General features: G+C 67.8%; 12 protein-coding genes. 6 read left to right on the forward strand and 6 right to left on the reverse strand.

Going from position 1 to position 21,023, the window contains the following annotated elements; all coding sequences use genetic code 11:
• Nucleotides 1-46: 46 nt before the first annotated feature.
• Both M8R19_RS18625 and M8R19_RS18630 read right to left on the reverse strand, forming a co-directional pair.
• The gene (locus M8R19_RS18625) at nucleotides 47-1,789 is read right to left on the reverse strand and encodes a potassium/proton antiporter (protein ID WP_074985560.1); all 1,743 of its coding nucleotides are present in this window, start codon (nucleotides 1,787-1,789) and stop codon (nucleotides 47-49) included.
• 415 nt (nucleotides 1,790-2,204) lie between these two features.
• Entirely contained in the window at nucleotides 2,205-4,007 is a 1,803-nt protein-coding gene (locus M8R19_RS18630; RefSeq protein ID WP_249918558.1) for an acyl-CoA dehydrogenase, read from the reverse strand.
• Nucleotides 4,008-4,140: 133 nt separating this feature from the next.
• Here M8R19_RS18630 and M8R19_RS18635 point away from each other — a divergent pair, with 133 nt between their 5' ends.
• A complete protein-coding gene (locus M8R19_RS18635; protein ID WP_249918559.1) occupies nucleotides 4,141-4,989 on the forward strand; it encodes a 23S rRNA (adenine(2030)-N(6))-methyltransferase RlmJ in 849 nt (282 codons plus the stop codon).
• Between the two features lie 409 nt (nucleotides 4,990-5,398).
• Here the strand turns inward: M8R19_RS18635 and msrA are convergent, their stop codons facing one another.
• The 4 genes from msrA to aceE all read right to left on the reverse strand — a co-directional run bounded on the left by msrA (nucleotide 5,399) and on the right by aceE (nucleotide 13,417).
• Nucleotides 5,399-6,046 (reverse strand): peptide-methionine (S)-S-oxide reductase MsrA, encoded by a 648-nt coding sequence (gene msrA / locus M8R19_RS18640; RefSeq protein WP_249918560.1) that lies wholly within the window; start codon nucleotides 6,044-6,046, stop codon nucleotides 5,399-5,401.
• Between the two features lie 82 nt (nucleotides 6,047-6,128).
• Nucleotides 6,129-8,816 (reverse strand): putative bifunctional diguanylate cyclase/phosphodiesterase, encoded by a 2,688-nt coding sequence (locus M8R19_RS18645; protein ID WP_249918561.1) that lies wholly within the window; start codon nucleotides 8,814-8,816, stop codon nucleotides 6,129-6,131.
• Nucleotides 8,817-9,116: 300 nt separating this feature from the next.
• Nucleotides 9,117-10,757 (reverse strand): dihydrolipoyllysine-residue acetyltransferase, encoded by a 1,641-nt coding sequence (aceF, locus tag M8R19_RS18650; protein ID WP_249918562.1) that lies wholly within the window; start codon nucleotides 10,755-10,757, stop codon nucleotides 9,117-9,119.
• Nucleotides 10,758-10,768: 11 nt separating this feature from the next.
• Complete coding sequence (aceE, locus tag M8R19_RS18655; RefSeq protein ID WP_249918563.1) at nucleotides 10,769-13,417, reverse strand: pyruvate dehydrogenase (acetyl-transferring), homodimeric type; 2,649 nt, start codon at nucleotides 13,415-13,417, stop codon at nucleotides 10,769-10,771.
• Nucleotides 13,418-13,660: 243 nt separating this feature from the next.
• Between aceE and glnE the strand changes: the two genes are divergently transcribed.
• The 5 genes from glnE (at nucleotide 13,661) to M8R19_RS18680 (ending at nucleotide 20,911) form a co-directional block, all read left to right on the forward strand.
• The gene (gene glnE, locus M8R19_RS18660) at nucleotides 13,661-16,609 is read left to right on the forward strand and encodes a bifunctional [glutamate--ammonia ligase]-adenylyl-L-tyrosine phosphorylase/[glutamate--ammonia-ligase] adenylyltransferase (protein ID WP_249918564.1); all 2,949 of its coding nucleotides are present in this window, start codon (nucleotides 13,661-13,663) and stop codon (nucleotides 16,607-16,609) included.
• Between the two features lie 82 nt (nucleotides 16,610-16,691).
• Nucleotides 16,692-17,615 carry a branched-chain-amino-acid transaminase gene (gene ilvE / locus M8R19_RS18665; RefSeq protein WP_043316973.1) on the forward strand — a complete coding sequence of 308 codons (924 nt, stop codon included), beginning with the start codon at nucleotides 16,692-16,694 and terminating at the stop codon, nucleotides 17,613-17,615.
• 79 nt (nucleotides 17,616-17,694) lie between these two features.
• A complete protein-coding gene (gene waaF, locus M8R19_RS18670; protein WP_249918565.1) occupies nucleotides 17,695-18,729 on the forward strand; it encodes a lipopolysaccharide heptosyltransferase II in 1,035 nt (344 codons plus the stop codon).
• Nucleotides 18,726-19,793, forward strand: coding sequence for a lipopolysaccharide heptosyltransferase I (gene waaC, locus M8R19_RS18675; RefSeq protein ID WP_074983457.1), 1,068 nt, complete (start codon nucleotides 18,726-18,728; stop codon nucleotides 19,791-19,793). The genes waaF and waaC overlap by 4 nt, the downstream gene beginning before the upstream one ends.
• Nucleotides 19,790-20,911 carry a glycosyltransferase family 4 protein gene (locus M8R19_RS18680; RefSeq protein WP_249918566.1) on the forward strand — a complete coding sequence of 374 codons (1,122 nt, stop codon included), beginning with the start codon at nucleotides 19,790-19,792 and terminating at the stop codon, nucleotides 20,909-20,911. The genes waaC and M8R19_RS18680 overlap by 4 nt, the downstream gene beginning before the upstream one ends.
• Nucleotides 20,912-21,023 lie beyond the last annotated feature (112 nt).

Raw genomic sequence — 21,023 nt, forward strand, 5'->3', positions numbered from 1 at the left:
GCGGCGCCAGCAAGAGCGGGGTGGCGCCGCCAGTCGTTCGCGGGGCTTAGAGGAACAGCCCGGGGCCCGGGCGACCTTCGGGGAATTTGACCCCCACCTTGCGGATCTTGTTCCCGTCCAGGGCGGCCACGGTCCAGGTCAGGCCGTTCCACTCCACCTGGTCGCCGATGATCGCCTGGCCGCCGATCTGCTGGGCGATGAAGCGGCCGAGGTTCTGCTCGCCGTCGACGCCGTCGAGCTTGAGGCCGTAGAGCGAGGCCACCGCCGAGAGCTGGGCGTCGCCTTCGAGCACGAAGTCGCCGAAGAAGCGCGCGCCCAGGCCGCGGTCCGGGGCCTGGCTGAACAGCTTGCCGAGGGCCGGCAGGTCGTGCTCGTGGCCGATCACGCAGAGGATGTCGTCGGCCTCGAGGATGGTACTGCCGGAGGGGTGCAGCAGCTGGGTGCCGCGGAACAGCGCGGCGATGCGGGTGCCCTCGGGCATCTTCAGCTCGCGCAGGGCCGCGCCTATGCACCACTTTTCCTTGCTCAGGTGGTAGACGAACAGCTCCCACTCGCTGGTCGGGTGCACTTCCAGGCCGGCGCGGGAGATCGGCGCCGGGTCCGGCGGCACCACCACGCGCAATAGCTTGGCGGCCCAGGGCAGGCTGGTGCCCTGCACCAGCAGCGAGATCAGCACGATGAAGAAGGCCACGTTGAAGAACAGCTGGGCGTTGGGCAGCCCGGCCATCAGCGGGAACACCGCGAGGATGATCGGCACCGCGCCGCGCAGGCCGACCCAGGCGATGAACACCTTCTCGCGGCCATGGAAGGCGCGGAACGGCGCCAGGCCCACCAGCACCGACAGCGGCCGGGCGAAGAGGATCATCCACAGCGCCAGGCCCAGGGCCGGCAGGGCGATGGGCCAGAGGTCGTGGGGCGTGACCAGCAGGCCGAGGACCAGGAACATGCCGATCTGCGCCAGCCAGGCCATGCCGTCGAGCATGTGCAGGATGCCGTGGCGCGAGCGGATCGGCTGGTTGCCCAGCACCAGGCCGCACAGGTAGATGGCCAGGATGCCGCTGCCGTGCACGGCGTTGGACAGGGCGAAGATCAGCAGGCCGCCGCTGATCGCCAGCAGCGGGTAGAGGCCGCTGGCCAGCTGCATGCGGTTGATCATCTGCAGCAGCAGCCAGCCGCCGCCCAGGCCGAGCACGGCGCCGATGCCGAACTCGCGCAGGAAGTGGGCCAGGAAGCTCCAGCTCATCTCGCTCTGGCCGTGGGCGAGCATGTCGATCAGGGTGACGGTGAGGAACACCGCCATGGGGTCGTTGCTGCCCGACTCGATTTCCAGGCTGGCGGTGACCCGCTCGTTGAGGCCCTTGCCGCCGAGCAGGGAGAATACCGCCGCGGCGTCGGTGGAGCCGACGATGGCGCCGATCAGCAGGCCTTCCATCCAGCTCAGCTTGAACAGCCAGGCGGCGGCCAGGCCGGTGAGCCCGGCGGTGATCAGCACGCCCACCGTGGCCAGCGACAAGGCCGGCCAGAGCGCCACGCGGAAGCTCGCCACGCGGGTGCGCAGGCCGCCGTCGAGGAGGATCACCGCCAGCGCCAGGTTGCCCACCAGGTAGGCCATGGGGTAGTTGGAGAAGCCGATGCCGCCGGGGCCGTCGGTGCCGGCGACCATGCCCACGGCGAGGAAGATGACCAGGATCGGGATGCCCAGGCGCGAGGACAGCGAACTGACCAGGATGCTCATGCCCACCAGCACCGCGCCGACCAGGAAATAGGTATTGATCGAGACGGCATCCAAGGCGGCGGATCTCCTGGCGGGGCGAGGGGGAGTGGCGACGCTGACGGGAAGGATGCAGGCCGCATGCCAAGGGATTCTAACCTGCGGATTTGCAAGGCTGTCAAAGGCTAATTGCAGTGCCTTTCAGCGAGCTTTCAGAGGGCTTTTCCCCGATGCCGGATCCCCCTGTAGGAGCGAGCTTGCTCGCGAACCGCCGAAGGTTCCAGGATGACACCTGGCTTCCCGCGCATGCCGATCGGCCCCTCTCCCTTCAGGGAGAGGGTTGGGGAGAGGGGCGGAGCCCAACCCGGCATACCGTTGCAACCGGGATACTCCGTTCGCGAGCAAGCTCGCTCCTACGAAAGCCAGCCTGTCGCCAGGGTTTGGCCCATAAAAAAGCCCCGGACGTGACCGGGGCGGGAAGGGGCAGGCGGGACTAGAACCAGGCGTCCCGCATGCTGGAACAGGTGTCGTCGCGGGCTTCGAGCAGGGCCAGTTCGTGGTGGCAGGACGGCACTTCCCAGGTCAGGAAGTAGCGCGCGGCTTGCAGCTTGCCGCGGTAGAAGTCCTCGTCGGCGGCATTTCCTGCCGCCAGGCCTTCCTCGGCGCGGATCGCCTGTTCCAGCCAGCGCCAGCCGATCACCGTGTGGCCGAACGCCTTCAGGTACAGCGCCGAATTGGCCAGGCCCTGGGCCACCTTGCCCTGCATCAGGTCGCCGAGCAGCGCCAGGGTCACTTCCGACAGGCGCGCCAGCAGTTGTTCCAGCGGCTGGCGCAGGGCGTCCAGCGACGGATGGGCCCGGGCGCGTTCGCAGGCCTGGTGGATCAGGCGCGTCAGCTGCTTGAGGCCGGCGCCGCCGTTCTGGCTGAGCTTGCGGCCCAGCAGGTCCAGCGACTGGATGCCGTGGGTACCTTCGTGGATGGGGTTGAGGCGGTTGTCGCGGTAGTACTGCTCCACCGGGTATTCGCGGGTGTAGCCGTGGCCGCCGAGGATCTGGATGGCCAGCTCGTTGGCCTTCAGGCAGAACTCCGAGGGCCAGGACTTGACGATCGGGGTGAGCAGGTCGAGCAGCTCGTGGGCCTGCTTGCGCGCATCCTCGGTGGGCAGCGTCTCGCAATCGTCCACCAGGCGCGCGGCGTACAGGCCGAGGTCGAAGGCGCCCTCGACGTAGGCCTTCTGCGTCAGCAGCATGCGCTTGACGTCGGCGTGCCCGATGATCGAGACCTGCGCCGAGGTCGGGTCCTTGGCGTCCACCGGGCGGCCCTGGGGACGCTCGCGGGCATATTCCAGGGAGTACAGGTAGCCGGCGTAGCCGAGCATGATGGCGCCCATGCCGACGCCGATGCGCGCCTCGTTCATCATCTGGAACATGTAGGCCAGGCCGTGGTGCGGCTTGCCCACCAGGTAGCCGACGCAGTCGCCGTTGTCGCCGAAGTTCAGCGCGGTGGAGGTGGTGCCGCGCCAGCCCATCTTGTGGAACAGCCCGGCCAGGGCCACGTCGTTGCGCTTGCCGAGGCTGCCGTCCGGGTTCACCAGGAACTTGGGCACGATGAACAGCGAGATGCCCTTCACCCCGGGCGGCGCATCCGGCAGCTTGGCCAGCACCATGTGGACTATGTTTTCCGAAAGCGGATGGTCGCCGCCGGAGATGAAGATCTTGTTGCCGCGGATGCGGTAGCTGCCGTCGGCGTGCGGTTCGGCGCGGGTGCGGATGTCGGCCAGGGACGAGCCGGCGTGGGGCTCGGTCAGGGCCATGGTGCCGAAGAAGCGGCCTTCGATCATCGGCTGCAGGAACAGGCGCTTCTGCTCCTCGTCGCCGAAGGACTCGATCAGGTGACTGGAGCCCATGCTCAGCATCGGGTAGGACGAAGTGGCGATGTTGGCCGACTGGAAGTGCGCGAAGCAGGCGCGCGACAGCAGGTGCGGCAACTGCATGCCACCCTGTTCGAAGCTGCGCGAGGCATTCTGGAAGCCGGCTTCGTTGAAGGCGTCCACCGCCGGCTTGACCTCGGGGATCAGCACCGCGGCGCCGTCCACGTACTGCGGCTCGTGCTCGTCGTTCTTGCGGTTGTGCGGGGCGAACAGCTCCTCGGCGATGCCGCGGGCGGTGGCCAGGGCGGCGTCGAAGGTCTCGCGGTTGTGGTCGGCGAAACGTTCGCGCTGGGTCAGGGCCTCGGCGTCGAGCACTTCGTAGAGCTCGAAGGCGAGGTTGCGGGAGCTGAGCAGGGTCTCGGACATGGTCGGCCTCCAGGGGAATGGCCGCAGTCTAGTCTGGTGAATGAAGCGGGCACAGCAACATCCATGAGCGTGATAAAGGCCTAAAACAATGCCGGTGCAGCTAAACTGCATGCCCCCAAGGAGTCTGCCGTCCATGAACTACCGCCACGCCTACCACGCCGGCAACCACGCCGACGTCCTCAAGCACCTGGTCCTGTCGCGGATCTTCGCCCTGATGGTGCGCAAGGACACGCCCTTCGCCTTCCTCGACAGCCATTCGGGCATCGGCCTGTACGACCTGCAGGGCGACGAGGCCAGCCGCACTGGCGAGTGGGAAGCGGGCATCGGCCGCCTGTGGCAGCTCGACGAGGTGCCGGAGCTGGCGGCGGACTATATGGAAGTGGTGCGCGCGCTGAACCCCGATGGCGAGCTGCAGTACTACCCCGGCTCGCCCGAGCTGGCGCGGCGCCTGACGCGCTCCCAGGACCGCGTGCACCTGAACGAGCTGCACCCGGAGGACGGCCGCCTGCTCAAGGCCAACATGGGCGGCGAGCGGCGCATCGCCGTGCACCAGAACGACGGCTGGCTGCTGCCGCGGGCGCTGCTGCCGGTGCAGGAAAAACGCGGGGTGCTGCTGATCGACCCGCCCTTCGAGGAGGCCGACGAGCTGGAACGCTGCGTCATCGCCCTGGAAGAGGCCATCGGGCGCATGCGCCAGACGGTGGTGGCGATCTGGTACCCGATCAAGGACGAGCGCCAACTCAAGCGCTTCTACCAGGGCCTGGAACGCAGCAAGGCGCCCAAGCTGCTGCGCGTCGAACTGCTGGTGCACCCGGCGGACAGCGCCGACCGCCTCAACGGCTCCGGCCTGGCCATCGCCAACCCGCCATGGCCGCTGGAGGAAGAACTGCGCGAGCTGCTCCCCTGGCTGGCCGAGGTGCTGGCGCAGAGCGAAGGCGGCTGGCGGCTGGATTGGCTGGTCGAGGAAGAGCGCTCTTCGTAGGAGCGAGCTTGCTCGCGAACCAGACCCGGCACCGTGCCAACCCGATTCGCGAGCAAGCTCGCTCCTACGAAAAGCCGTGCTCGCCTGCACCGTAGCGGACTTTGTCCGCGATTCGCGCGCAGGGCGCGCTCCTACATTGGAATGGTGTGGATGAATCCGCTCCTACTCAACCCATCCTACGGGCGTGGTGTTTGCCTGAGGATGTAGGCGCAACTGTCTCTGGGCTCCCGCGTTCGCGGGAGTGACGGGATCAGGATGCGTGTTTTACAACGTCGTCCTCGCGAACGCGGGGATCCAGAGACTCAACCATCACGCCATGCCCATGGCGGTGGTGTAGGAGCGGGCCCTGCCCGCGATCCGGCCGCCAGGCCGGCGCCATCGCGGATCAACTCCGCTCCTACGGGTCGTGTTATGCCGGCAGGCACACCCCGGTGCCACCCAGCCCGCAGTAGCCGTTGGGGTTCTTCGCCAGGTACTGCTGGTGATAGGCCTCGGCGTAGTAGAACGGCGGCACTTCGCGGATTTCGGTGGTGATCTCGCCGAAGCCGCCGGCGTTCAGTTCCTTCTGGAAGGCGGCGCGGCTGGCTTCCACCGCGGCCTTCTGCGCCTGGTCGTACCAGTAGATGGCCGAGCGGTACTGGGTGCCGGTGTCGTTGCCCTGGCGCATGCCCTGGGTCGGGTCGTGGGATTCCCAGAACACCTTGAGCAGCTGCTCCAGGCTGGTCTGCTGCGGGTCGAACACCACCAGCACCACCTCGCTGTGCCCGGTCAGGCCGGAGCAGACCTCGTCGTAGGTGGGGTTGGGCGTCAGGCCGCCGGCGTAGCCCACGGCGGTGACCCACACCCCCGGCTGCTGCCAGAAGCGCCGCTCGGCGCCCCAGAAGCAACCCAGGCCGAGGACGATCTGCTGCAGGCCGCCGGGGAACGGCGGGCACAGCGGATGGCCGTTGACGTAGTGGGTTTCCGGCACCGGCATCGGCGCTTCACGGCCGGGCAGGGCCTGGGCCTGGGTGGGCAGTTCCTGCTTGTGCACGAGTATCTGCGAGCGAAGGGTCATGGCCTGGGTCTCCTTTGTCTGGGTGGCGATAGACGCGCGAAGACCCTGGAGATTACAGCCTTTGTCGGGGCTTTGGAGCTTTTCAGTCGCCGCGGCAGGGATAGCGTTGCAGGCTGCTGGCGAGCTGGGCGCCGGGGATCGGCTTGTCGAACAGGTAGCCCTGGCCGATGTCGCAGCGGTTGCGCCGCAGGAAGGCCAGCTGGGCGGCGGTCTCGACGCCTTCGGCGACCACCTGCAGCTTGAGGTTGTGGGCCATGGCGATCACCGCCGAGGTGATTTCCATGTCGTCCTGGTTGTCCGGGATGTCCTTGATGAAGCTGCGGTCGATCTTGATGACGTCGATGGGGAATTTCTTCAGGTAGCTCAGCGACGAGTAGCCGGTGCCGAAGTCGTCCATGGCCAGGGTCAGGCCCAGCTGCTTGAGGCGTTCGAGCTGCTGCTTGGTGTCGGCGGTGGCGTCCAGCAGCAGGCTTTCGGTCAGTTCCAGCTCCAGGCGCCCGGCCGGCACCTGTTCCTCGTGGAGGATGGCGGCGATGGAGCCGACCAGGTCGGGGTCGCTGAACTGCTTGGGCGACAGGTTGATGGCGATGTTCAGGTCGCCCAGGCCGTTTTCCGTCAGCTCGCGGCCCATGCGGCAGGCCTCGCGGATCACCCATTTGCCGATGGGGATGATCAGCCCGGTTTCCTCGGCCACGCTGATGAACTGGTCCGGGCGGATCATGCCTTTCTCCGGGTGCTGCCAGCGCAGCAACGCCTCCAGGCCCAGCAGCTGGCCGCTGCGCAGGCACAGCTTGGGCTGGTAGTGCACCGCCAGTTCGTTCTGCACCAGGGCGCGGCGCAGGTTGTTCTCGACGAACAGCTTGTGGCTGGCCTCGGCGGTCATTTCCTCGGTGAAGGTCTGCAACTGGTGCTTGCCGTTGGCCTTGGCCTTGTGCAGGGCGAGGCCGGCGTTCTTCATCAGCGTCTGCGGGTCATGGCCGTGCTGCGGCGCGTAGGCCAGGCCGATGGAGCCGGTGATGTTGATCAGCTGGTTGTCGACGAACAGCGGCTTGTCGAGCACGTCGAGAATCTGCGCCGCCACCCGCTCGCCGCGGCCGGGGCTGGATTCCTCCAGCAGCACGGCGAATTCGTTGCTGGCGAAGCGCGCCAGGGTGGTGCCGTCCACCAGGCTGCTGCGCAGGCGCCGGGCAAGGCTGGCGAGGAGCTTGTCGCCGGTCTGGTGGCCGAGGCTGTCGTTGATCCGCTTGAAGTTGTCGATGTCCACCAGCAGCAGGCCCAGGGGCGGGCCGGAGCCGGTGCGCAGGCGTTCTTCCAGCACGTTGATGAAGTAGTGCCGGTTGGCCAGGCCCGTGAGGTTGTCGCGGTAGGCGAGCTTCTCGATGTGCTGCTGGGCCAGCTTGCTCTGGGTGATGTCTTCGTAGATGCCGATGTAGTGGGTCAGCTCGCCGTCGTCGGCGTAGACCTTGGACAGCGACAACTGCCCCCAGTAGGGCTCGAGGTTCTTGCGCCGGCTGCGGAACTCGCCCTGCCAGCTGTTCTGGTTGACCAGGGTGGAGCGCGCGTCGAACAGCAGCTCGCTGAGGTTGGCCAGGGCCGGCACCTCGGCCAGGCGGCGGCCGCGCACTTCGTCGGCGCCATACTGGGTGATGGCGGTGAAGCTGGGGTTGACGTATTCGATGACGCCGTCGCGGTCGATCAGCAGGAAGGCGCTGGCGCTCTGCTCGACGGCGCGCTGGAACAGGTGCAGGGCGCTGGAGGCGCTGCGCCGCTCGTGGTTCATCAGGACCTGGGCATACTGGTCGGCCAGTTCGCCGGCGAAGGCGATCTCGTCGCTCTGCCACAGGCGCACTTCGCCGATGTGCTCCAGGCAGAGCACGCCGACCACCTCGCCGCCGACGCGGATGGTGGCGTCGAGCATGGCGCTGATGCCCTGCGGGCGCAGGTAGGCCTCGGCCAGTTCGCGGGTGCGCGGGTCCTGCAGGACGTTGTGGGCGTCGATGGCGCGGCCGCTGTTGATGGCGTCCAGGTAGTTGGGGTAGCGGCTGGCGTCGAAGCCGCGCGGCAGCTCGAACTGGTCGATGTCGCGGCGGTAGACGGCGATCGGTTCCATGTGGTCGTCGGCGGTCAGCCGCCAGATGCCGGCGCGGGCCACGTCGTAGGCCTCGCTGGCGGCCTGGGCGATCAGCTGCGCGGCCTCCAGCAGCGGGTCGCTGGACTGGTAGCGGTGCCGCGCCAGGCGCACGATCAGGTTCTGCTGGGCGCGCGAGCGCACCAGGTGCTGCAGGTGTTCGTCCTGGGAGCGCTGGTACATCTCCAGGGACATCTGCAGGCGCAGGTTCTGTTCCGCCAGTTCGCCCTGGGTTTCCTGGCGGGCGCCTTCCTCGTCCTGCAGCAGGTAGCCGTGGAGCAGCTGGCGGCCGCGCTGCTGGAAGGCCTCGCCGACTTCCAGCAGGTTCAGCACGCCGCGGGGCGTGTGCAGGGCGTAGCGCACCTGGTAGTGGGCGTGCTCCACCAGTTGCTGCTGGATCTGTTCGTGCAGGCGGTGCCGCGCCTCGGGTTCCATCAGGCTGGCGTAGGGGGCGTCGAGCAGGCCGCAGAGTTCGGCGGCGGGCACGCCGAAGGCGCGCTCGCAGGCCGGGTCGAGGAACAGCAGGGTCCAGCTCGGTTCATTCAACCGCTCGAAGCGCAGCAGCCCCAGCCGCGAAGGGACGGGGAGCTGGGTGACAGCCTCGACCGCCGGGCGATTGGCGGTATCGGGATGACTCTTCATGCTCGGCGGTTTTCCACTACTGGGCGAGGTACTTTGCCTCGGCCGACTTCTGTTGGGCGAAGGCAAGGGTGCATGATGCGGTTTTGTCTGACAAGCAATGCCTGTATCGGCGGGACCGGGAGGATTTTGAGCGGCATGCGGGGTGCCGTTGATCGGAGAATGCCATGGGTAATGGCTGTTTGCCATTATGGCGGTCGGCGCGAATAAAAAAAGCCCCGTCATCCGACAGGGCTGGAGAGAACGAGCGTGGCGTGCTCGTTGGTAGAAAGCGATCGGCCCCCTGAAAGGGGGCCGATGCGGTTACAGCAGCAGGGTGCGGATGTCGCCGAGCAGCTCGCCCAGGCGCTTGGTGAAGCGCGCGGCGGCGGCGCCGTTGATCACCCGGTGATCGTAGGACAGCGACAGCGGCAGCATCAGGCGCGGCTGGAAGGCCTTGCCGTCCCAGACCGGCTGCAGGGTCGCCTTGCTCACACCCAGGATCGCCACTTCCGGCGCATTGACGATCGGCGTGAAGCCGGTGCCGCCGATGTGGCCGAGGCTGGAGATGGTGAAGCAGGCGCCCTGCATGGCGTCGGCCGAGAGCTTCTTGGTGCGCGCCTTTTCCGCCAGTTCGGCGGCTTCGGCGGCCAACTGCAGCAGGCTCTTCTGGTCGACATCGCGGATCACCGGCACCAGCAGGCCGTCCGGGGTGTCCACGGCGAAGCCGATGTGCACGTACTTCTTGCGGATCAGCGCCTTGCCGCTGGGGGCCAGGGAGCTGTTGAAGTCCGGCAGTTCCTTGAGCAGGTGGGCGCAGGCCTTGAGCAGGATCGGCAGCACGGTCAGCTTGACGCCGGCCTTCTCGGCAGCGGCCTTCTGCGCGACGCGGAAGGCTTCCATGTCGGTGATGTCCGACTGGTCGAACTGGGTCACGTGGGGCACGTTCAGCCAGCTGCGGTGCAGGTTGGCGGCGCCGACCTGCATCAGGCGGGTCATGGCCACTTCTTCCACTTCGCCGAACTTGCCGAAGTCGACTTCCGGGATCGGCGGGATGCCCGCGCCACCGCTGGCGCCGCCGGCCGGGGCCGACTTGGCGCGCTGCAGCTGTTCCTTGACGAACAGTTGCACGTCTTCCTTGAGGATGCGGCCTTTCGGACCGGTGGCCTTCACTTCGGCCAGCTCGACGCCGAACTCGCGGGCCAGCATGCGCACGGCCGGGCCGGCATGCACCTTGGCGCCGTCGCGGCTGGGCGCGCCGACCGGGGCCGGGGTTTCGGCCTTGGCGGCCGGAGCCGGAGCAGTGGCAGCCGGAGCGGCCGGAGCAGCAGCCGGAGCCGGCGCGGCGGCCGGTTGTTCGGCGGCGGCCGGGGCAGCGGCGCCCGCGACCTTGAGCTTGAGGATCAGGTCGCCGGTGCCGACTTCGTCACCGACCTTGATCGACACGCTTTCCACCACGCCGGCGGCCGGCGAGGGGATTTCCATGCTGGCCTTGTCCGATTCCAGGGTGATCAGCGACTGGTCGGCCTCGACCGTGTCGCCGGCTTTCACCATGACCTCGATGACGTTGGCCTTGCCCGCCGAGCCGATGTCCGGGACGGCGATGTCCTGGACGCTGGCCGCTGCCGCCGGGGCGGCGGCAGGCGCGGGTGCGGCGGCCGGGGCAGGAGCCTCGGCCTTGGGTGCTTCGGCGGCAGGGGTAGGCGCCGCGGCCGGAGCCTCGGCTGCGCCACCCTCGACTTCCAGTTCGAGAATCTCGTCGCCTTCCTTCAGGGTGTCGCCCACCTTGACCTTCAGGCTCTTCACCACGCCAGCCTTGGGCGAGGGGATTTCCATGCTGGCCTTGTCGGATTCCAGGGTCAGCAGGCTCTGGTCGGCCTCGACCTTGTCGCCGACCTTGACCAGCAGTTCGATGACTTCACCCTGACCGTTGCCGATGTCGGGTACGCGGATCAGCTCACTCACAATGCGTCTCCTCAGCAGTCCAGCGGGTTGCGTTTGTCCGGGTCGATACCGAACTTGGCGATGGCCTCGGCCACCACCTTGGCATCGATGTCGCCACGGTCGGCCAGGGCTTCCAGCGCGGCCAGAACGACCCAGCGGCGGTCCACTTCGAAGAAGTCACGCAGCTTGCGACGGCTGTCGCTGCGGCCGAAACCGTCGGTACCCAGGACCTTGTACTCCTTGCTCGGGACCCACTGGCGGATCTGCTCGGCGTACAGCTTCATGTAGTCGGTGGAGGCGATGACCGGGCCCTTGCGGCCGCCCAGGCATTCCTCGACGTAGCTCAGCTTGGGCTTCTGGCCCGGGTGCAGGCGGTTGAAGCGCTCCACGGCCAGGCCGTCGCGGCGCAGCTCGTTGAAGCTGGGCACCGACCAGACGTCGGCGCCGATGCCGAAGTCCTCGCGGAGGATCTTCGCCGCGGCTTCCACTTCGCGCAGGATGGTGCCCGAGCCCAGCAGTTGCACATGGTGAGCGGCGTCCTTCTTGTCCTCGTCGAGGAGGTACATGCCCTTGATGATGCCTTCCTCCACGCCCTTGGGCATGGCCGGCTGGACGTAGTTCTCGTTCATCACGGTGATGTAGTAGAAGATGTCCTGCTGCTCTTCGATCATCTGCCGCGAGCCTTCGCGGATGATCACCGCCAGCTCGTAGGCGTAGGTCGGATCGTAGGTGCGGCAGTTCGGGATGGTCCCGGCGAGGATGTGGCTGTGGCCGTCCTCGTGCTGCAGGCCTTCGCCGTTCAGGGTGGTGCGGCCGGCGGTGCCGCCGACCAGGAAGCCGTGGGCGCGGCTGTCGCCGGCGGCCCAGGCCAGGTCGCCGATGCGCTGGAAGCCGAACATCGAATAGAAGATGTAGAACGGCAGCATCGGCTGGTTGTGGGTGGAGTACGAGGTGCCGGCGGCGATCCAGCTGGACATGGCGCCGGCCTCGTTGATGCCTTCCTCGAGGATCTGGCCCTTCTTGTCCTCGCGGTAGAACATCACCTGGTCCTTATCCACCGGCTCGTACAACTGGCCGACGGAGGAATAGATGCCGAGCTGACGGAACATGCCTTCCATGCCGAAGGTACGCGCTTCGTCAGGCACGATCGGCACGATGCGCGGGCCGAGTTCCTTGTCCTTGACCAGCTGCGAGATGATCCGCACGAAGGCCATGGTGGTGGAGATTTCGCGGTCGCCCGAGCCGTCGAGGATGGCCTTGAGGGTTTCCAGCGGGGGAACCGGGACCTGGAAGCTCTTCTCGCGGCGCACCGGCATCACGCCACCCAGGGCGGCGCGGCGCTCGGCCAGGTACTTGGCCTCGGCGCTGCCTTCTTCCGGGCGGTAGAACGGCAGGTTTTCCAGGTCGGCATCCTTGATCGGGATGTCGAACTTGTCGCGGAACGACTTCAGGCTCTCGACGTCGACCTTCTTGACGTTGTGCGCGATGTTCTTCGCTTCGCCCGAGCCGGTGCCATAGCCCTTGATGGTCTTGGCCAGGATGACGGTCGGCTGGCCCTTGTGGTTGACCGCCTGGTGGTAGGCCGCATAGACCTTGTAGGGGTCGTGGCCGCCACGGTTGAGCTTCCAGACTTCCTCGTCGGAGAGGTCCTTGACCATCTCCAGCAGCTCCGGACGGGCACCGAAGAAGTGCTCGCGCACGTAGGCGCCGTCCTTGGCCTTGTAGTTCTGGTATTCGCCGTCGATGACTTCATCCATGCGCGCTTGCAGCAGGCCGGCGGTGTCCTTGGCGAACAGCGGGTCCCAGAAGCGGCCCCAGATGACCTTGTTGACGTTCCACTCGGCGCCGCGGAACACGCCTTCGAGTTCCTGGATGATCTTGCCGTTGCCGCGAACCGGGCCGTCGAGGCGCTGCAGGTTGCAGTTGATGACGAAGATCAGGTTGTCCAGCTTCTCGCGACCGGCCAGGGAGATGGCGCCCAGGGATTCGGGCTCGTCGCACTCGCCGTCGCCCATGAAGCACCAGACCTTCTGCTTGCCGGCGGGGATGAAGCCGCGGCTTTCCAGGTACTTCATGAAGCGCGCCTGGTAGATCGCCTGGATCGGGCCCAGACCCATGGACACGGTGGGGAACTGCCAGAAGTCCGGCATCAGCCACGGGTGCGGGTAGGAGGACAGGCCGTTGCCGTCCACTTCCTGGCGGAAGTTGTTCAGCTGGTCTTCGCTGATGCGGCCTTCGAGGAAGGCGCGGGCGTACACGCCGGGGGAAGCGTGGCCCTGGAAGAACACCAGGTCGCCGCCGTGTTCGTCGGTCGGGGCCTGGAAGAAGTAGTTGAAGCCGATGTCGTAGAGCGTCGCCGAGGAAGCGAAGGAGGAGATGTGGCCGCCCAGATCCGGGTCGTGCTTGTTCGCCTTCATCACCATGGCCAGCGCATTCCAGCGGACCAGCGAGCGAATGCGGCGTTCCATGAACAGGTCGCCGGGCATGCGTGCTTCGTGGGTCACCGGGATGGTGTTGCGGTACGGGGTGGTGATGGCGTAGGGCAGTTGGGTGCCGGACCGGCTGGCCAGCTCGCCCATGCGGGTCATCAGGTAGTGGGCGCGGTCTTCACCTTCACGGTCCAGGACCGATTCCAGGGCGTCCAGCCATTCCTGGGTTTCGACGGGATCGAGGTCTTGCATGGCTTGCTCCAGGGCGGAAAGGCTTCCAGAATCGAAAGCCAGTAGATCGTTGCCGATAGCAGCGCCGGCCTCGTGGGCGACGCCGCGAATTCTTGGAAGTGCACCGGGGGTGGTTCCGGCGGGTTGTAGTTTTACTACAAAACGCGACTGGATACAGCCCTTGGGCGAAAAAAGTTAGTAGTAAAACTACAGGCGCCCGAATGGCGGGGCTTCCGCGGGGTTGCCGTTCATCAGGATCGATGCATGACTCTGCCGTCCCGGGCCGCCTTGCCGGCCACCTTGAAGCCCCTCGCCGAGCGCGCGGGGCAGACCTTCAGCACCGCCGTAGCCGATCTTCCCGCCGAAAACGCCGCCCTTTATGAGCAGTGGTCCGCCGAGCGCCACGCCGACTTCGCCCAGGTCTGCGCCGCCAGCGACTTCGTCGCCGAGCAGGCGGCGCGCGATGCCGCGGGCTTCCTCGAGCTGGTGGCCAGCGGCCAGCTGGACCGGCCGCTGGAGCGCGGCGAGATGCGCGCGCAACTGGAGGCGCTGCTGGCCGACTGCGCCGACGAGGACGAGTTGGGCCGCCGCCTGCGCCGCTTCCGCCGACGCCAGCAGATACGCATCGTCTGGCGCGACCTGACCCGCGTCAGCGACCTGGCCGGCACCTGCCGCGACCTGTCGGACCTCGCCGACAACGGCATCGACCTGGCCTACCGCTGGCTCTACGAAAGGCACTGCCAGCAGTTCGGCACGCCCATCGGCAACCGCTCCGGCCTGCCGCAGCAATTGGTGGTGCTGGGCATGGGCAAGCTGGGCGCCGGTGAGCTGAACCTGTCCTCGGACATCGACCTGATCTTCGGCTACCCCGAGGGCGGCGAGACCCAGGGCGCCCGCCGCGCCCTGGACAATCAGGAGTTCTTCACCCGCCTGGGGCAGAAGCTGATCAAGGCGCTGGACGCCATCACCGTCGAAGGCTTCGTCTTCCGCGTCGACATGCGCCTGCGCCCCTACGGCTCCAGCGGCCCACTGGTGCACAGCTTCGCCGCGCTGGAGCAGTACTACCAGGACCAGGGCCGCGACTGGGAGCGCTACGCGATGATCAAGGCGCGGGTGGTCGGCGGCGACCAGGACGCCGGCCAGCGCCTGCTGGAGCTGCTGCGGCCGTTCGTCTACCGGCGCTACCTGGACTTCTCGGCCATCGAAGCGCTGCGCAACATGAAGCAGCTGATCCAGCAGGAGGTGCGGCGCAAGGGCATGAGCGAGAACATCAAGCTCGGCGCCGGCGGCATCCGCGAGGTGGAGTTCATCGCCCAGGCCTTCCAGCTGATCCACGGCGGCCGCGACCTGAGCCTGCAGCAGCGGCCGCTGCTGCGGGTGCTGGCGACCCTCGAAGGGCAGGGCTACCTGCCGCCGGCGGTGGTCGCCGAGCTGCGCGAGGGCTACCAGTTCCTGCGCTACGCCGAGCACGCCCTGCAGGCCATCGACGACCGGCAGACGCAGATGCTGCCGGAGGACGAGCTGTCGCGCATCCGCGTCGCCTTCATCATGGGCTTCGCCAACTGGTCGGCGTTCCACGAGGCGATCAACCACTGGCGCGAGCGCGTCGACTGGCACTTCCGCCAGGTGATCGCCGACCCCGACGAAGACGAGGGCGGAGAGAACGAAGGCGCCACGCCCGGCGCCGAGTGGCTGCCGCTGTGGGAAGAGCAGGTGGACGAGGAATCCGCCTGCCGGCAGCTGGCCGACGCCGGGTTCGCCGAGCCGGCGGCGGCCTTCAAGCGGCTCATCGACCTGCGCCACGGCAACCAGGTGCGCGCCATGCAGCGCCTGGGCCGCGAGCGCCTGGACGCCTTCGTCCCGCGGCTGCTGAACATGCTCGCCGAGCACGAGAAGCCGGACCTGACCCTGGAGCGCGTGCTGCCCCTGGTGGAGGCGGTGGCGCGGCGCTCGGCCTACCTGGTGCTGCTCACCGAGAACCCCGGCGCCCTGGAGCGCCTGCTGACGCTGTGCGCGGCCAGCCCGATGGTGGCCGAGCAGATCGCCAGGTTCCCCATCCTGCTGGACGAACTGCTTAATGAAGGACGCCTGCTCAGCCCGCCGCAGGCGCCGGAACTGATCGCCGAGCTGCGCGAGCGGCTGATGCGCATCCCCGAGGACGACCTCGAACAGCAGATGGAGACCCTCCGTCACTTCAAGCTGGCCCACGGCCTGCGCGTGGTGGCCTCGGAGATCGCCGGCACCCTGCCGCTGATGAAGGTCAGCGACTACCTGACCTGGCTGGCCGAGGCCATCCTCGAACAGGTCCTGGCCCTGGCCTGGCACCAGCTGGTGCAGCGCCACGGCCGGCCGCTGCGCGCCGACGGCACGCCCTGCGACACCGACTTCATCATCGTCGGCTACGGCAAGGTCGGCGGCCTGGAGCTGGGCCACGGTTCGGACCTGGACCTGGTGTTCATCCACGACGGCGACCCGCAGCGCGAGACCGACGGCGCCAAGCCCATCGACGGTTCGCAGTTCTTCACCCGCCTGGGGCAGAAGATCATCCACTTCCTCACCACCCAGACCACTTCCGGCGCGCTCTACGAGGTGGACATGCGCCTGCGCCCCAGCGGCGCCGCCGGCCTGCTGGTGAGTTCGCTGGCGGCCTTCCAGGCCTACCAGCAGAACGAGGCCTGGACCTGGGAACACCAGGCCCTGGTGCGCGCCCGCGTGCTGGCCGGCAGCGCGCGGGTGGCCGAAGCCTTCGAGGGCATCCGCGCCGCGGTGGTGGGGCAGCACCGCGACCTGGCCGAGCTGCGCCGGGAAGTCAGCGAGATGCGCGCGAAGATGCGCGACAACCTGGGCACCCCCACGACCGCCGCCGGCACCGCGCCGAATGCCTTCGAAGCCGCGGCGCCCTTCGATCTCAAGCAGGATGCCGGTGGTATCGTCGATATCGAATTTATGGTGCAATATGCGGCCCTTGCCTGGTCGTGGCAGCACCCGGAGTTGCTGCAGTTCACCGACAACATCCGCATCCTGGAAGGGTTGGAGCGGGCTGGCCTGATCGCCAGCGAGGACGTCCGTTTCCTGCAGGAGGCCTACAAGGCCTATCGCGCAGCCGCGCACCGTCTGGCGCTGCAGAAACAGCCAGGGGTAGTGGGCGGCGACCGTTTCCATGAAGAACGCCGCGGAGTGATGCGGATCTGGTGCGAGCTCGAGCTCGCCTGATCCCGGGCAGTACGCACAGGTCGCCGGCGGGGCTGGGTTCCGCGGCGACCGGACGACGAATTTCTGTGAGGAGCTGGCAAATATGTCGATGGCCGATCGTGATGGCGTGATCTGGTATGACGGCGAACTGGTGCAGTGGCGCGACGCGACCACCCACGTTCTGACCCACACCCTGCACTACGGCATGGGCGTGTTCGAGGGCGTGCGCGCCTACAACACCCCGCAGGGCACCGCGATCTTCCGCCTGCAGGCCCACACCGACCGTCTCTTCGACTCGGCGCACATCATGAACATGAAGATGCCGTTCACCAAGGAAGAGATCAACGAAGCGACCCGCGCCGCGGTCCGCGAGAACAACCTGGAAAGCGCCTACATCCGCCCGATGGTGTTCTACGGAAGCGAAGGCATGGGCCTGCGCGCCGCCGGCCTGAAGGTCCACGTGATCGTCGCCGCCTGGCACTGGGGCGCCTACATGGGCGACGACGCCCTGGAGCAGGGCATCAAGGTGCGCACCAGCTCCTTCACCCGCCACCACGTGAACATCTCCATGACCCGCGCCAAGTCCAACGGCGCCTACATCAACTCGATGCTGGCCCTGCAGGAAGCCATCTCCGGCGGCGCCGACGAGGCCATGATGCTGGACCCCGAAGGCTACGTGGCCGAAGGCTCGGGCGAGAACATCTTCATCATCAAGGACGGCGTGATCTACACCCCGGAAGTCACCGCCTGCCTGAACGGCATCACCCGCAACACCGTGCTGACCCTGGCCGACGAGCTGGGCATCAAGGTGGTGGAGAAGCGCATCACCCGCGACGAGGTGTACATCGCCGACGAGGCCTTCTTCACCGGCACCGCCGCCGAAGTCACCCCGATCCGCGAGGTGGACGGCCGGCAGATCGGCATCGGCCGCCGCGGCCCGGTGACCGAGCGACTGCAGAAGGCCTACTTCGACCTGGTCACCGGCAAGACCAGCGCCCATCCGGAGTGGCGCACACTGGTCAAATAAACGGCCTGAGGCCGCAGGCTCCAGGCTGCAGGCGTTCTGCCTTGTACCTGCAGCCTGCCGCCTATAGCCTGCAGCCCATATGAACATTCTGATCGTAGGTCCCTCCTGGGTCGGCGACATGGTGATGGCGCAGACGCTCTTCGAGTGCCTGAAGCGCGAACACCCCGACTGCCAGATCGACGTGCTGGCGCCCGACTGGAGCCGGCCGATCCTCGAACGCATGCCCGAAGTGCGCCAGGCCCTGAGCTTCCCGCTCGGCCACGGCGTGCTCGACATCGCCGCGCGCCGGCGCATCGGCAAGTCCCTGGCCGGCCAGTACGACCAGGCCATCCTCCTGCCCAACTCGCTCAAGTCCGCGCTGGTGCCGTTCTTCGCCGGCATCGCCAGGCGCACCGGCTGGAAGGGCGAGATGCGCTACGGCCTGCTCAACGACGTGCGCAAGCTCGACAAGGCGCGCTACCCGCTGATGATCGAGCGCTTCATGGCCCTGGCCTACCCGCCGGGCGCCGAGCCGCCCAAGCCCTACCCGCAGCCGCGCCTGGCCATCGACCCGGCCAGCCGCGACGCGGCCCTGGCCAAGTTCGGCCTGAGCCTGGACCGTCCGGTGCTGGCGCTGTGCCCCGGCGCCGAGTTCGGCGAGGCCAAGCGCTGGCCGGCGGAGTTCTATGCCAAGGTCGCCGAGGCGAAGATCCGCGCCGGCTGGCAGGTGTGGATATTCGGCTCGAAGAACGACCACCCCGGCGGCGAGGACATCCGCTCGCGGCTGATCCCCGGCCTGCGCGAGGAGTCGGTGAACCTCGCCGGCGGAACCGCCCTGGCCGAGGCCATCGACCTGATGTCCTGCGCCTCCGCCGTGGTCAGCAACGACTCCGGCCTGATGCACGTGGCCGCCGCGCTGAACCGCCCGCTGGTGGCGGTCTACGGCTCCACCTCGCCGCAGTTCACCCCGCCGCTGGCCGATGCCGTGGAAATCGTCCGCCTGGGCCTGGAATGCAGCCCCTGCTTCGACCGTGTGTGCCGCTTCGGCCACTACAACTGCCTGCGCGAGCTGCCGCCGTCGATGGTGCTGCAGGCGCTCGACCGCCTGGTCGCGGACCCGGTCGACGTCGAATGAGGGTGCTGCTGATCAAGACGTCGTCCCTGGGCGACGTCATCCATACCCTGCCGGCGCTCACCGACGCCGCCCGGGCCATCCCCGGCATCCAGTTCGACTGGGTGGTCGAGGAAGGCTTCGCCGAGATCCCTGCCTGGCACCCGGCGGTGGCCCAGGTCATCCCGGTGGCCATCCGGCGCTGGCGCAAGAACCTCTGGCAGACCCTGAAGAACGGCGAGTGGCGGCGTTTCAAGAAGCGCCTGCGCGAGGTCGACTACGACCTGGTGATCGACGCCCAGGGTCTGCTCAAGAGCGCCTGGCTGACGCGCTACGCGAAGAAGGTGCCGGTCGCCGGACTGGACAGGGAATCCGCGCGCGAGCCGGCGGCCAGCCGCTTCTACGACCGCGGCTACCCGGTCGCCTGGGGCCAGCATGCGGTGGAGCGCGTGCGCCAGCTGTTCGCCCAGGCGCTGGACTACCCGCTGCCGGCGGGCGTCGGCGACTACGGCCTGGACCGCGGCCTGCTGATCGACGGGAGCGCCGGCGAGCCCTACCTGGTGTTCCTGCACGGCACCACCTGGGTCACCAAGCACTGGCCCGAGGCCTACTGGCGCGAGCTGGCCGAACGCATGGGCGAGCGCGGCTGGTCGGTGCGCCTGCCCTGGGGCAACGACAACGAGCGCCAGCGCGCCGAGCGCATCGCCCAGGGCTTGGAAAACACCTCGGTGCTCCCCAGGTTATCCCTCGCAGGCATGGCCAAGGTCCTGGCCGGCGCTTCCGCCTGCGTGGCGGTGGACACCGGGCTCGGACACCTGGCTGCCGCCCTGGACGTGCCGACGCTGTCGCTGTTCGGCCCGACCAACCCCGGGCTGACCGGCGCCTACGGGCGTTCCCAGGTGCACCTGGCCAGCGACTGGCCCTGCGCACCCTGCCTGCAGAAGACCTGCACCTACCAGCCGACGGCCGAAGACAAGCGCCAGTTCGACCTGCGGCAAGAGCAGCCCCTGTGCTTCACGCGCCTGAACCCGCAGCGCGTGGCGCTGCAACTGGAGGCGCTGCTGCTGGCCCCGGAGACGCTTCGATGAAACTGGCTTTCGTCCTGTACAAGTACTTCCCGTTCGGCGGGTTGCAGCGCGATTTCATGCGCATCGCCCTGGAATGCCAGAAGCGCGGCCATTCCATCCGCGTCTACACGCCGATCTGGGAAGGCGAGGTGCCGCCCGGCTTCGACGTGCGCGTGGCGCCGGTCAAGGCGCTGTTCAACCACCGCCGCAACGAGAAATTCAGCGCCTGGCTGGCCGCCGACCTGGCGCGCGACCCGGTGGACCGGGTGATCGGCTTCAACAAGATGCCGGGCCTCGACGTCTACTACGCCGCCGACGGCTGCTTCGAAGACAAGGCGCAGACCCTGCGCAACCCCATCTACCGCCGCTGGGGCCGCTACAAGCACTTCGCCGACTACGAGCGGGCGGTGTTCGCCCCCGAGTCGAAGACCGAGGTGCTGATGATCTCCGAGGTGCAGCAGCCGCTGTTCATCAAGCACTACCGCACCCCGATCGAGCGCTTCCACCTGCTGCCCCCGGGCATCGCCCTGGACCGCCGCGCGCCGGCCAACGCCGCGGAAATCCGCGCCGACTTCCGCCGCGAATTCAAGCTGGCCGACGACGACCTGCTGCTGGTGCAGATCGGCTCGGGCTTCAAGACCAAGGGCCTGGACCGCAGCCTCAAGGCCCTGGCGGCGCTGCCGCGGGACCTGCGCAAGCGCACCCGGCTGATCGCCATCGGCCAGGACGACCCCAAGCCCTTCCTGCTACAGGTCAAGGCCCTGGGCCTGTCGGACCACGTGCAGATCCTCAAGGGCCGCAGCGACATCCCACGCTTTTTGCTCGGCGCCGACCTGCTGATCCACCCGGCGTACAACGAGAACACCGGCACCGTGCTGCTGGAGGCGGTGGTCGCCGGGCTGCCGGTGCTGGTCACCGACGTCTGCGGCTACGCCCACTACATAGCCGAGGCCGATGCCGGCCGCGTGGTGCCGTCGCCCTTCGAGCAGGACGCTTTCAACCGCATGCTGGCGGAGATGCTCCGGGACGACGCGGCGCGCGCCGCCTGGTCGCGCAACGGCCTGGCCTTCGCCGACACGGCGGACCTGTACTCCATGCCGCAGCACGCCGCGGACGTGATCCTGCAGGAGCGCCCATGAACACCCCCCTCCCCGGCCTCCCCAGACTCATCGGCCTCCCTGTAGGAGCGAGCTTGCTCGCGAACGCTTTTGTGCCAGGTCGATTCGCGAGCAAGCTCGCTCCTACGAAAGG

This window comes from Pseudomonas sp. R3.Fl, assembly GCF_023516765.1.
GTDB classification, from domain to species: Bacteria; Pseudomonadota; Gammaproteobacteria; order Pseudomonadales; family Pseudomonadaceae; genus Pseudomonas; species Pseudomonas citronellolis.